The organism is Nonomuraea mesophila (assembly GCF_004352805.1).
Classification (GTDB): domain Bacteria; phylum Actinomycetota; class Actinomycetes; order Streptosporangiales; family Streptosporangiaceae; genus Nonomuraea; species Nonomuraea longispora.
The window spans coordinates 1-12542 of the sequence record NZ_SMLD01000231.1; the positions used below are offsets into that span (position 1 = coordinate 1).

The 12542-nt window shown below is 73.6% G+C and carries 9 protein-coding genes; 5 read left to right on the forward strand and 4 right to left on the reverse strand.

Translation table 11 applies throughout. From position 1 onward, the window contains the following. Positions 1-132: 132 nt before the first annotated feature. The 3 genes from E1295_RS43960 to E1295_RS43970 all read right to left on the reverse strand — a co-directional run bounded on the left by E1295_RS43960 (position 133) and on the right by E1295_RS43970 (position 4965). The gene (locus E1295_RS43960) at positions 133-2106 is read right to left on the reverse strand and encodes a beta-galactosidase trimerization domain-containing protein (protein ID WP_132640643.1); all 1974 of its coding nucleotides are present in this window, start codon (positions 2104-2106) and stop codon (positions 133-135) included. Continuing rightward, positions 2103-4181, reverse strand: a complete 2079-nt coding sequence (locus E1295_RS43965; RefSeq protein WP_132640645.1) for a family 10 glycosylhydrolase — start codon at positions 4179-4181, stop codon at positions 2103-2105. The genes E1295_RS43960 and E1295_RS43965 overlap by 4 nt, the downstream gene beginning before the upstream one ends. Positions 4182-4335: 154 nt before the next feature. After that, positions 4336-4965: a TetR/AcrR family transcriptional regulator gene (locus E1295_RS43970; RefSeq protein WP_246081123.1), complete on the reverse strand. Its 630-nt coding sequence runs from the start codon at positions 4963-4965 to the stop codon at positions 4336-4338. Between the two features lie 102 nt (positions 4966-5067). On the opposite strand from E1295_RS43970, the gene E1295_RS43975 reads away from it, so the two are divergent. The 4 genes from E1295_RS43975 (at position 5068) to E1295_RS43990 (ending at position 10767) form a co-directional block, all read left to right on the forward strand. Continuing rightward, the gene (locus E1295_RS43975; RefSeq protein WP_132640649.1) at positions 5068-6000 is read left to right on the forward strand and encodes a zinc-binding dehydrogenase; all 933 of its coding nucleotides are present in this window, start codon (positions 5068-5070) and stop codon (positions 5998-6000) included. Between the two features lie 60 nt (positions 6001-6060). Then, positions 6061-7038 carry a zinc-binding dehydrogenase gene (locus E1295_RS43980; protein ID WP_132640651.1) on the forward strand — a complete coding sequence of 326 codons (978 nt, stop codon included), beginning with the start codon at positions 6061-6063 and terminating at the stop codon, positions 7036-7038. A 100-nt stretch (positions 7039-7138) separates the two neighbouring features. Next, on the forward strand, positions 7139-8845 hold the full coding sequence (locus E1295_RS43985; protein ID WP_132640653.1) for an ABC transporter transmembrane domain-containing protein: 1707 nt from the start codon (positions 7139-7141) through the stop codon (positions 8843-8845). A gap of 191 nt (positions 8846-9036) precedes the next feature. Continuing rightward, positions 9037-10767 (forward strand): ABC transporter ATP-binding protein, encoded by a 1731-nt coding sequence (locus tag E1295_RS43990; RefSeq protein WP_342775968.1) that lies wholly within the window; start codon positions 9037-9039, stop codon positions 10765-10767. 46 nt (positions 10768-10813) lie between these two features. Here E1295_RS43990 and E1295_RS43995 read toward each other — a convergent pair whose 3' ends face one another. After that, positions 10814-11266 (reverse strand): helix-turn-helix domain-containing protein, encoded by a 453-nt coding sequence (locus E1295_RS43995; protein ID WP_166427708.1) that lies wholly within the window; start codon positions 11264-11266, stop codon positions 10814-10816. A 64-nt stretch (positions 11267-11330) separates the two neighbouring features. On the opposite strand from E1295_RS43995, the gene E1295_RS44000 reads away from it, so the two are divergent. Beyond that, positions 11331-12542 (forward strand): MFS transporter (locus E1295_RS44000; RefSeq protein ID WP_132640657.1); only part of this gene is annotated, 1212 nt, incomplete at its 3' end.

The following is a 12542-nucleotide window of genomic DNA, read 5'->3' on the forward strand; positions in this document are numbered from 1 at the left end:
TCAGTTGTGTATAAGAGACAGACCTTCAGGAATCCCCGCCGATCGAGTCCGCTCATCACTGTTACTCCCGTCGTTCTCACAGGGGCTAGGTGAAGCCCTAGTGTTCAGTTGTCTTACCTGACCGTCAATAGGTCATGAATACTTGTTTGACAATCTGTCGGTTTCAGTGATCAGCAGGACCTCGTACAGGTCCAGTTCCGGCAGCCGTACGCGGCCGCCGGAGACCTCCAGGTCGCGGCCCGCGCGCAGGGCGCGCACCCGCCGTTCGCCCGGCCACGGGAGCGTCAGCCACGACGGCCCGATCGGCACCGGGCGGCGGAAGCGCTGGTCGGCGTCGCCCGACCGGTTGAGCAGGTGGATCACGTGCCCGGCGGCCGAGCGGGCGGGGACGATCTCCACCTGTTCCGGCAGGTCCGTCTCCACCGCCGGCCCTCCGGCGGCGGCCAGCACGCGGTCAGCGAACAGGTCCCGGTGCGCGCTCAGCCCGGTCTCCCGGTAGCCCCGGCCGACCGTCCACGGCATGAGGAGGCCCGCGCCCTCGCCGTGCCGGGCGCGCAACCAGCCGGGGTGGCCGCTCTCGCGGTGGCCGTGGCACTTCTCCGGCGGGCCGTACCTGGCCCTGGACAGCGCGAACAGGCCCGTCTCCGCCCGCTCGGCCGGCTCGACCACGTGGAAGGCGCCGATCACGGGCACCATTCCCCTGTCGCCGCGCAGGTGCAGCGAGCGCGTGGCCTCCTCGCTCTCCCTGCTCGCCAGGCGGCGGATCACGGGCAGGCAGGCGAGCTGCGCCACGTCCGCGTCGAAGCCGGCCGAGCCGGTGGCCAGCACCGTCCCCCCGGCCGCCGCGTACGCGTCGAGCACGCCCGCCGCCCCGATCGGGCCGAGATCCGGCAGCACGACCACGCGGTACCGGGACAGGTCGCTCACCTGCAGCTTGTCCTCCGGCAACACGTCGAACGGGACATGCCTCTCCAGCAGCGCCAGATACAGCCCCTGGAACTCGGAGACGGCCCCCGCGACGTCGCCCTTCAGCGGGTCGGGGCGCACCAGCAGCGTGCGGGCCTCCGACACGAGATCCCGGTAGACGCCCTCGTGGTCGCGGTGGAAACGGGTGATCTCGCCCCCGATCCCCAGGCACTCGTACGGGCTGTCGTCGGGCGTCCCCATGACGTACGTGGACGGCACCGCTCCCCGGGAGATCGCCTGCAGCAGGTACTGGGCGAAGTGGTACGGCTCCTCCCCCGCCATCCGGTACGGCATGTCCACGAACCCCACCGAGTTGACCAGCACGGGCACGTCCGGCCGGTACGCCTTGGCCGCGCTGACGTGCTCGCTCGTGCGGTGGTGCCACAGCGGCCGGCCGACGGCGTTGTTGGCCTCGTGGAAGACGATGTCGGCGTGCTCGCCCAGGATCAGCGCCGCGTCGGGGCGCCGGCCGGCGATCGCCGTCCTGATCCTGGCGTGCAGGTCGCCGAGCGTCTCGTGCGCGAACCTCCGCCAGCGCAGGTACCCGGGCGAGTCCCGGCCCTCCGGCAGTTGCCCGCCCACCTGCTCGGCGTAGCGGCGGGCGCAGGCCAGGCAGTGGCACACGCCCCAGTAGCGGCGGCTGTAGTCGACCTCGTTGAACGACATCCAGTTGAGGAAGAAGCCGTCGACCGCGTACCGGTCGAGCACCTCGCCGATCACCTCGAACAGCTTGACCTGGTAGTAGTCGCCGCTCGGGCAGACGCTCGTCAGGCCGTTGTAGACCTGGGCCGCGCCGTCGGGGGCGATGAAGCACCACTCGGGATGTTCCTCGGCCCGCCGGTGGTCGATCTTGGAGAAGTCCATGCGGGCCAGCACGTGCACGCCCCTGCGGCGGGCCGCCTCGACCACGTCGCCCACCAGGTCGCCCGACGGGCGCTCGGCGAGGTACGGGTTGCGCGTCTGGAAGTCCAGGCCGGTCGGGTAGTTGGACAGGATGCCGCCGACGCTGATCAGCCAGGCGTTCGCCCCGTACTCCTCCAGATGGTCGAGCACCCGCTCCACGTCGAGCCCGGCGTCGATCTCGCGGAGGTTGGTCTGGAACATCCGGAACGGCTCCCGCCACCACGGCCGCCCGCTCATGAGCGCGTCCACGTCAGGTGCACGACCTCGATGAGCTCGACGCCGGTCAGCGGCACCTCCGCGCGGCCGTCGCGTACCTCGGCGGCGGTCTCGGTGTCCGCGACCAGCAGCCGCGCCGTGGCTCCCCGGACACCCGGCGGCAGCGCGACGCTGACCGTCTGCGGCGGCAGCGGGATGGTCTCCCTGATGGCGCCGCGCATGGCCATCGGGTTGTTCAGGTTGACCACGGTGACCGCGACGCCGTCCTCGTCGCGACGTACGGCGAGGTCGGCCAGGCCCGGCCCGCGCACGGTCGCGGCCGGCGCGCCGCCGAGCGCCCACCGCACCGCGTTGGCGATCAACCGGCCGTGGTCGGCCTGGAGCGCCTCCCAGAAGACCGCCCCCAGGTCGAACGCGAAGTAGACCACCCGGCCCCGGTCCTCCCCGACGACGACGGCGGGGGCGTCCGGCTCCTCGCGGGGGTACAGCTCCTCCATCGGCAGATCGGGATAGTCCGGTACGAAGCGGAACGGCACCCGCGTGCCCTCGCGGGCCTCCACCGTCAGCAGCCGGGTGCCGCCGATGACGCGCCCGGCGCCCCCGAAGCCGGCGTTCACGGGGTGCTCGCCGGTCAGGGCGATGTAGTTGTTCCTCACCGGGCCACGGACGGGCTTGACCAGGTCGACGCCCAGCACGTCGGCGAGGCCGAAGCCGTCGCGCGGCTCGCCGTGCTCGTCGTACAGGGACGACTGGTGCGCGGCCACCAGCCCGCCGCCCGCGGCGACGTACGCGCGGATCACCGCGCACTGCTCGTCGCTGAGCCGCTCGCTGTTGGCCAGGACCAGCACCTTGTACGGCCGCAGCCGCTCGGGGGACAACGCCTGGGCGGCGACGAGGTCGAACGGGATCCGCGCCTCCACGAGCGCCTGGTAGAAGCCGTCGTCGTCGGGAGAGGTGTGCGCGGCCCCCGTCCGCAGTTGCCCGGTGGTGCTCGGGTCGAGCAGCGCGACCTCGGCGCTGACCGGCATCGACGACAACACCGGCTCCAGCCGCGCGTGCAGGCCGAACGCCGTGACGACGGCCGGCACCCATCGGGGGTCGGAGACGGTGGCGTTGAACTTCGTGAACCACGGGAGCGCGCCCTGTGCGAACCCGTCCACGATCCACGTCGTCACCTCCTCGGGCGGGGCCACGGAGTCCTTCCAGCGGTGCTGGTGGTACTCGGGACCGACGGAGGCGATCAGCCCGACCGGCCGGTCGGGGAACAGCCCGCGGCTGCGTTTGGCGACCCGGCCCGCCACCCACGGCGCCTCGATGCCGGAACGGCCCTGCTTGTCGACCACGAACATCGGATAGACCCGCTCGACCAGCTCCGGTTCGAGGTCGCGGGCGGCCAGCGCGCCCAGGTTGGGGATGAAGCGGGCGTGCGGCCGCAGGTCCTTGACGGCGGCGTCCCAGATCGACACCAGCTCGCTGAGCTTGCGCCGGCGCCAGGCCACGTAGAGGGGCCAGGCGGGGTCGGACGGGTCGCGCTCGCGCAGCGGCAGGTCGAGGCCGGTGTCGTCACGGAACGAGCGCCGCGCGGCCTCGCTGTAGGAGATGCCGCTGTAGCCCTCCCACCGGTTGGCGAAGATCGCGTCCACGTCGTACTCGCGGACGATCTCGCGGGCCACCTCGGTGATGAACTCCCGGTGGTAGTCGCTGAAGGCGCAGGTCAGCCAGATGCCGGGGTGCGACCAGTGCTCGATGGGCGACCCCTGCGCGTCGCACGCCAGCCATTCGGGATGTGCCCGCGCGGCGTCGGCGTGCACGGCGTGCGGGTCCACCCGGGCCATGACGTGCATGCCAAGCCCTCTGGCGGCCTCCACGAGCACGCCGAAAGGGTCGGTGTCACCGAGGTAGGTGCTGCGGTGATGAAAGGGGATGCGGGTCGGATAGTAGGCGATGTAACCGCCGGCACTGATGCAGACCGCGTTCGACCTGCTGTCGCGCATCACGGAGGTCCAGAAGTCGACATCGAGATGCGCCGGGTCGTCCTCGGCCAGCGTCAGCTGTGTCCAGCGGGTCGCCGTACGTGGCCAGTCGGAAGTTCGCATCGTGACACACCTCTCCGTCAGGCTTGTTGTCAGACGCGGAACATTGTCATACAAGAATTCAAGAGTGACAAGAGCGGGCACGCGGCTCGCGGGGCGAGTGACCGCGCTGAACAGGATGAACAGGATGAACAGGCTGAACAGGTGAACGGACGGGTCAGCGCGGAGCGGCGGTCAGGGTGAGGGCGCCGGGCATGGCGGCGACCGCCGCGCGGACGCGGGCGGCGAGGTCCTGGACGTCCGGCGCCTGCGGCCCCTGCCGGTCGGCCCATCCGTCGAGGGCGTGGTTGAACGCGGCGACCAGCATGTCGCCGGCGAACCGGGGCCGCGGGTCTTCAGGCAGGTCGAACCGGCGGCGCATGATCTCCAGAGCCGCCCGGGTGCTGCGCTCGCAGAAGTGCAGGCCGTGCGCGCCCATCGAGGGGGTGGCCCGCGACAGCCGGTGGCTCAGCAGCGCCCGCCCGGGCCAGTCGTCCTCGGGCATCCGGTCGAGCGCCTCCATCAGGGCACTCTCCAGCAGGGCGATCAGGGGACGGCCGTCGGGCTCGGCACGCTCCAGCTCTTCGAGGAAGGCCCGCCACATGTCCTCGAGGGGGGCCATCGCGACGTCTTCCTTGCTCGTGAAGTAGCGGAAGAACGTGCGCTTGGACACTTCCACCTCGTCGCAGAGCTCGTCGAGGGTGACGCCGCCGAAACCACGGTGGGTGAACAGGGCGAGGGCGGTGTCGATCAGCGCCTGACGGGTCCGCTGCTTCTTGCGTTCGCGCAATGGCGGGCCGGAGCTCATGACGTTCAGCGTACCCATGGACGCACATGCCACTTGAACGCATATGTCACTGAGTGGCATATGGTGGGCGTCTCACGTCCGACTGAGGAAAGGCTCCCTGCCGTGCACGCTCTGCTGGTCGACCACTCCGCCCCCGCCGGTCTCCGCCTCGGCGAGAGCGCCGACCCCGTTCCCGCCCCGCATCAGGCACTGGTCAGGGTCAGCGCCACCTCGCTCAACTTCGGCGAGGTCAGGCACGCCATCGCCCACGCGCCGGACGGCGCGGTGCTCGGCTGGGACGCCGCCGGCGTGGTCGAGAGGGCGGCCGCCGACGGCACTGGACCGGCCGCCGGTACCCCCGTGGTCACCGTCGCCATGGACGGCGCCTGGGCCGAGTTGAGAGCCGTGGACACCGCCACGCTGGGCATCGTCCCCGAGGGCGCCGATCCCGGCGCGATCAGCACCGTCCCGGTCGCGGGGGCCGGCGCGCTGGGCGCGCTGCGCAGGATCGGCCCGCTGCTCGGCAAGCGCGTCCTGGTCACCGGCGCCACCGGGGGCGTCGGACGCTACGCCGTGCAGCTCGCCCGGCTCGGCGGCGCGCACGTGCTCGCCTCCACCGGCGACCCCGGCCGGCACGGTGCAGGGCTGCGCGCGCTGGGCGCCCACGAGGTGATCGCGAGACCGGCCGAGGCGGGCGCCCCCGTGGACGGCGTCGTGGACCTTGTCGGCGGGCCCCACCTGGTCGAGGCGTTCGGCACGCTGGCCCCGCACGGCACCCTGGTCGCCGTCGGGCACGCGACCGAGGAACCCGTGGTGTTCCCCTTCGGGACCCTCGTGGGCGGCGACGGCCGGCACGACCGCTCCATCGTCACCTTCTACCTGCTGGAGGATTCGGGTCTCGCCCAGGACCTGACCTGGCTCGCCTCCCAGGTGGCCGCGGGAGACCTCGATCCGCAGATCGTGTGGCGCGGCGGCTGGGAGCGGGCCGGCGAGGCCGCCGCCGCCCTCCTGGAACGCCGCCTCCACGGCAAGGCCGTCCTGGACGTCGCGGTTTGACATCAAGCGTGGTTGAGGTTGCACGCTCGGGGGAACAACCACGAGCTCTGAGGAGTCTTGATGCACGCCGTCGTTCTGCACGCCTTCGGCCCGGCCGGCAATTTCCGCTACGAGACCGTCCCCGACCCCGAGCCGGGGCCCGGCCAGGTGCGCATCGCCGTCAAGGCGGCCGGCGTGCACCTGGTGGAGACCATGATGCGCTCGGGCATGGCCGGCGATTCGCTGCCGCCCCTGCCGGAACTGCCGGCCATCTTCGGCGGCGAGGTGGCCGGCCGGGTGGACGCCGTGGGCCCGGACGTCGCCCCCTCCTGGATCGGGCGCGACGTCGTGACCTCGGCCGGGGAACCCGGGGGCTACGCCGAGCTGGCCGTCGCCGACGTCGCGTCGCTGCACCGGCTGCCCGCCGGGCTGGGACACGAGACGGCCGTCGCCATGATCGTCACCGGGCGCACGGCGCTGGAGTTCCTCGACGTGGCCGAGCTGACCTCCGACGACGTGGTGCTGGTGACCTCGGCCGCCGGAGGGATCGGCCGCCTGGTCGTGCAGTACGCACACGCCCTCGGCGCCACGGTGATCGGCGCGGCGGGCGGCCCCGCCAAGGTCGCGGCCGTCCGCTCGCTCGGCGCCGATCTGGCCGTCGACTATGACGAGCCCGGCTGGGAACGCTCGCTGGCCGAGCGGCTGGGCGGCCGTACCGTCACCGCCCTGCTCGACGGGGTCGGCGGCGACAAGGCGCGGGCCGCGTACGAACTGCTGGCCGACGGCGGGCGGCACCTCATCATCGGCAACGCCTCGCAGCAGGACTTCCGGCCCGCCCCCGAGCTGCTCAAGGAACGGGACCTCACGGTGACCAACGCCCTCCTGATCCTGATCGGCAGGCCTGAGCAGCGGCCCGCGTACGAGGCCCGCGCGCTGGCGGCGGCCGCCGACGGCACGCTGACGCCGGCCGTGCAGGCGTTCCCGCTGGCGCAGGCCGCCGCCGCGCACGCCGCGCTGGAGAGCCGGGCGACGACGGGCAAGGTCGTCCTGGTGCCCTGACCGGCGACCGGCCCTGACCGGCCCTCACCGGCCCTCACCGGCCCTACGCCCGGCGCGAACCCGCAGGCAGGCCCGCGGGCCCGCCGCGTAGGGTCCCCCTATGACCATGGATCCCGGCGTCCCCGACAGCCGGAGCGCCGGGCGTTACCTGTGGTGGCTGGTCACCAGCCAGCGCGGGAGGGTCGCGGCCGGCGCCCTGCTGGGCACCGCCTGGACGGTCTGCCTGACGCTGGCCCCCTACCTGCTCTCCCGCGCCATCGACGACGGGCTGGCGCGGGCCGACTGGTCCGCGCTGTCCGGATGGGCGTCGGCGTTGCTGGGCTACGGGGTGCTGACGGCGTGGCTGGCCATCATGCGGCACCGCACGATGACCAGGGTGCGGATGAACGCCGCGTTCCGTTCCGTGCAGGTGCTGGCCCTGCAGGCGACCCGCCTGGGCGCGGTGCTGCCACGCCGGGTCACGGCCGGTGAGGTGGTCACGATCGGGTTCACCGACGTGGCCATGATGGCCGAGGCGCTGACCGTCACCGGCCCGGGCGTCGGCTCCGTCCTCGCCTACGTCGTCGTGGCCGGGCTGCTGCTGTCGGTCTCACCGCTGCTCGCCGCGGTGGTCCTGCTGGGCGTGCCGCTGCTCGTCGTCGTGCTCGGCCCGTTGCTGGGGCGGCTGCGGGGCACCGAGACCGGCTACCGCGCGCGGCAGGGCGAACTCGCCGCCCGGTTCGGTGACATCGCCGCGGGGCTGCGGGTCCTCAACGGCGTCGGCGGCAAGGACGTCTACGCCGAACGCTACCGGCGCGGCTCCCAGGACCTGAGGGAGCAGGGTTACCGGGTGGGCGCGGTGACGAGCTGGATCCAGGCGCTCGGGGTGGGGCTGCCCACGTTGTTCCTCGGCGCGGTGACCTGGCTGGCTGCCCGGATGGCCGCACAGGGCGAGCTGACCTCGGGCGAGCTGGTGGCCGTCTACGGCTACGCGGCGGTGCTGGTCGTGCCCGTCGCGTTCTTCATCGAAGGCGGCTATGGCCTCAGCCGCGGCATCGTCGCCGCCCGCAGGGTCGTACGGTTCCTGAGCCTTGAACCGGCCACCGCCGCCAAGGACGACCCCGCCGACCCGCCCGCCGCCGGGACCGCGCTGCGCGATCCGGTTTCGGGCGTCGAGATCGCGCCGGGACGGCTGACCGCCCTGGTGAGCGCCCGCCCCGCCGAGGCGGCGGCGGTGCTCGACCGGCTCGGCGGATTCGCCGGCCCCGCCGCGACCTGGGGCGGCATCCCGCTGAGCGACCTCGACCCGGCGCGGCTCCGTGAGCGGATCCTGGTGGCCGACAACGAGGCCGACCTGTTCGCGGGCACGTTACGCGCCGTGGTCGCGGGCGGGTCCGACCCGGACGACGACGCCGTCGGCCGTGCCCTGCACGCGGCCATGGCGGACGACATCGTCCGCGGCCTGCCCGGCGGGCTGGACGGGCACGTCGACGCGCAGGGCCGCAACCTGTCGGGCGGCCAGCGCCAGCGCGTACGCCTGGCCAGGGCCCTGCTGGCCGACCCCGAGATCCTCCTCGCGGCCGAACCCACCTCCGCCGTGGACGCGCACACCGAGGCGACGATCGCGGCCCGGCTGCGCGCGGCGCGGTCGGGCCGCACCACGGTCGTGACCACCACGTCCCCGCTCGTGCTGGCCCACGCCGACACCGTCTGCTACCTGGCCGGCGGCTCGGTCGTGGCGACCGGCGGTCACGGCGACCTGCTGGGCGCGCAGCCCGGCTACCGCGCGCTGGTGGCCAGGGAGGACGACTGGGAGGCGGCCCGATGACACACCGGCCCCGCCCGCGCCTCGCCGGGTCCGCGACGGGCGAAGCCCCGACCACCAGCGGGCCTGGTGACGGGACGGAGCATGGTGACGGGACGGAGCATGGTGACGGGCCGAGCATGGTGACGGGCCGAGCATGGTGACGGGCCGAGCATGGTGACGGGCCGAGCATGGTGACGGGCGGGGGGCTGCCGGTGGCTGGGGCTTCGCGGCTGCGCCGGGCGGCGTTCCGGCTCATTCGTCTCGACTGGCGCGCGTTCACCGGCATGGTCGTGCTCAACGCGCTGGCCTCCGCCGCGGGGCTGGCCGGCCCGTGGTTGCTCGGCCGCATCATCGACGAGGTGCGCGACGGCGCCGGGGTCGCCACCGTGGACCGGCTGGCGCTGGCGCTGCTGGGGTTCGCGCTGGCCCAGTTCGTACTGACCCGCCAGGCCGCCCACGTCGGGCACCGTTTCGGCGAACGTACGCTGGCGCGCATCCGCGAGGAGTACACCGACCGCGTGCTCGCGCTTCCCGTGGGCGTGGTCGAGCGCGCCGGGGCGGGCGACCTGACCACGCGCGGCACCGCGGACGTCGCGGCGGTGGGCGCCATGGTGCGCGGCGCGGGCCCCGACGTGCTGGTCGCCGTCGTGCAGGCCGTGTTCGTGGTGGGCGCGGTCGTCGTCCTCGATCCGCTGCTGGGTGGGTGCGGCGTGCTCGGGCTGAGCGGCATCTGGTTCGCCGCCCGGTGGTACCTGCGCCGTGCCGTGCCCGCGTACCTCGACGAAGGGGCCGCCAACTCGCGGCTCGCCGAGCAGCTCGCGGCCACCAGCGCGGGCGCCCGCACGGTGGAGGCGCTGGGGCTGGGCCCGCGCCGTCTGGAGACCTGCCAGGAGGCGATCGACCGGTGCCGGGAGACCCGCATCCGTACGTTGTCCCTGCGCAGCGTGCTCTTCCCCATCGTGGACGTCTCCTACGCCGTCCCGGTGGTCGCCGTTCTGCTCGCCGGGGGCGTGCTGCTCGGGCAGGGCTCCGTGACACTGGGCACGGTGGTCGCCGCCGCGCTCTACCTGCGCCAGCTCTCCCAGCCGCTCGACGTCGTCCTGCTGAACATGGAACGCCTCCAGAGCAGTGCCGCCTCCTTCGCCCGGGTGGAAGGCGCGGGCCTGGCCCCTCGGGCGGACCGTGACGCCTCGACCCCGGAGCCGGCCGACGACCGGCTGGAGGTGTCCGGCGTGCACTACGCGTACGACGACGGCCCCGACGTCCTGCACGGGGTGGACCTGACGGTACGCCCCGGCGAGCGGCTGGCCGTCGTCGGGCCGTCGGGGGCGGGGAAGACGACGCTGGGCCGGCTGCTGGCGGGAATGGACGTGCCGCGCGCCGGCTCGGTGACCGTGGGGCGGGTGCCGGTCGCCGGGCTCGACCCCGCCCGGCTGCGCGAGCGCGTCATGCTCGTCACCCAGGAACATCACCTGTTTCTCGGCACCGTGGGCGACAATCTGCGCATCGCCGCGCCCGGGGCCACCGACGACGAACTCCGCGCCGCGCTGGCCGCCGTCGGGGCGAGCTGGATCGACGAGCTCCCCGACGGCCTGGACACCCAACCGGGCCCGGAAGGCGAGCGGCTGGACGGTGCGCAGGTGCAGCAGCTGGCTCTGGCCCGCGTGGTGCTGGCCGACCCGCACACGCTCGTCCTCGACGAGGCCACCGCCCTGCTCGACCCGCGCACCGCCCGGCACACCGAACGCGCGCTGGCCGCCGTGCTCGCCGGACGCACCGTCATCGCGATCGCCCACCGCCTCCAGACCGCCCACGACGCCGACCGGGTGGCGGTGCTGCGGGACGGCAGGCTCACCGAACTCGGCACGCACGACGAGCTCGTGGCGGCGGGCGGCGCGTACGCCGCGCTGTGGCACTCCTGGCACGGCGGACGCCCGGGGTGAACCCGCGCCCATCATGAGGCCGGGTGCGAGGATCAGCACCGGCGCGTCATGACGCCGGGTGGGCGAGGATCAGCACGAGCGCGTCCAGGAGCCGCTGCCAGTCCGCTTCGTGCAGGTCCCGGTCGAGTGGCCCCGCGACGGCGGCGAGTGCGTCCACCAGCCTGGCCCGCGTCACCCGGTCGTCCTCGCCCAGCAGCGTGGCCAGAGATCCGGCCTGGCGACGGAAGCGCCGGGTGCGCGCGAACTCGACGAGGGACGGCGGCGGCGCGGAGGAGGTCTCCTCCGTCCCGGGGTCGGCGAAGCTGACCGTCAGCCGGGTGCCCAGTGCCTCGGCGAGCCGGTCGAGGGCCGACAGGGTGGGGTTGCCCCGGCCGTTCTCCAGGTTGGCCACGTAGGGCACCGACAGCGCCGCGTCGGTGGCCACCGAGGCGACGGTCCTGCCGAGTGCCGCCCGGCGGGCGCGCAGTCGCCGGCCGAGTTCCGCATGATCCACGCTCATGTCTTGACAGAATAGTCGATGGCCGTTTCTATTTTGTGAGAATACAAGCGATCGAGGGCATGAGATGGTGCGGGCTCTGCGGGTGCGGGACTTCCGGCTGTTGTGGGCGGCCAGAGCGGTGGCGGGGCTGGGGACGAGCATGCTGGTCGTCGCCATCCCCGCCCACGTCTTCGCCGTCACCGGGTCGGTGCTGGCGACGGGCGTCACCCTGGCCTTCGAGTATCTTCCTTCGCTGGTGCTGGGCCCGTTCGCCGGGGTGCTGGCCGACCGGTGGGACCGCCGCCGCCTGATGGTGGCGACCGACCTCGTGCACGTCGTGGCGATCAGCCTGGCGCTGCTCGCCACGACACCCGAGACGATCTGGCTGGTCTACGTGGCCGTGCTCGGCCAGGGCGGCGCGGCCGTCGTCTTCCGTCCCGCCGGCCAGGCTCACATCCCCGCCGTGGTGGGCACCGGGCCGACCCTCACCAGCGCGAACGCGCTCAGCGCCGTCACCACCGGCGTGGTCGCGCTGGGAGGTCCGCCGCTCGGCGGGCTGCTGTTCGCCTTCAACGGCATCGGCGCGGTCGTCGCGGCCAGCGCCGCCGCCGGGCTGTTGTCGGCGGCGGCCATCGCCATGACCTCGGCCCGCCCCCACGACCCGGATGCGGCCTCGCGCAAGGTGCTCACCGACATCCGCCAGGGGTTGCGCCACGTACGTCAGGCCGCGGCGACCCGCGGGCTCCTCGCGACGAACAGCCTCTACCTGCTGGCCAACGCGGCGCTCACCGCCCTGCTCGTGCCGTTCGGGGTGACCCGGCTGGGCGGCAGCGTGGAGGTCGGCTACCTGCTGTCCGCGCTCGGGCTCGGCTTCCTCATCGGCGCCCCCGTCAGCCGCAGGCTCGCCGACCGCCATGCGGCCAGGACGACCGTCGCCGCCGGCCAGGCGCTCGTCGCGGCCGCGTTCGCGCTGCTGTTCAACAGCAGCGCGCTGCCGGTCGCGCTGGTCGCCGCCGTGCTGCTCGGGCTGCCCGCGGTGACCGTGCTGGTGTCCGTGCAGACCTGGGTGCAGCGCACGACGCCCGAAGGACTGATCGGCCGCGTCAGCTCGGCGTTCCTCACTCTGGAGGCCGCCGCGACGATGTTCGGCGCCTTCGCCGGGCCCGCCGTGAGCGAGGCGTTCGGCATGCCGGCCGCGCTCAACGCCGCCTGCGTGGTCGCGTTGCTGTCGGCCCCGCTCACGCTCTGGCTGGTCCCCCGCCGGCCGGCGGGCGAGGTGGACGGGGGGACCCCGGCG

Excerpts from the sequence above, each read along its gene's own strand:
- E1295_RS43970 (WP_246081123.1), bottom strand. The coding sequence starts at position 4,965 with ATGAGCTCCGGCCCGCCATTGCGCGAACGCAAGAAGCAGCGGACCCGT.
- E1295_RS43985 (WP_132640653.1), top strand. The coding sequence starts at position 7,139 with ATGACCATGGATCCCGGCGTCCCCGACAGCCGGAGCGCCGGGCGTTAC.
- E1295_RS43995 (WP_166427708.1), bottom strand. The coding sequence starts at position 11,266 with ATGAGCGTGGATCATGCGGAACTCGGCCGGCGACTGCGCGCCCGCCGG.
- E1295_RS43960 (WP_132640643.1), bottom strand. The coding sequence starts at position 2,106 with ATGAGCGGGCGGCCGTGGTGGCGGGAGCCGTTCCGGATGTTCCAGACC.
- E1295_RS43980 (WP_132640651.1), top strand. The coding sequence starts at position 6,061 with ATGCACGCCGTCGTTCTGCACGCCTTCGGCCCGGCCGGCAATTTCCGC.
- E1295_RS43965 (WP_132640645.1), bottom strand. The coding sequence starts at position 4,181 with ATGCGAACTTCCGACTGGCCACGTACGGCGACCCGCTGGACACAGCTG.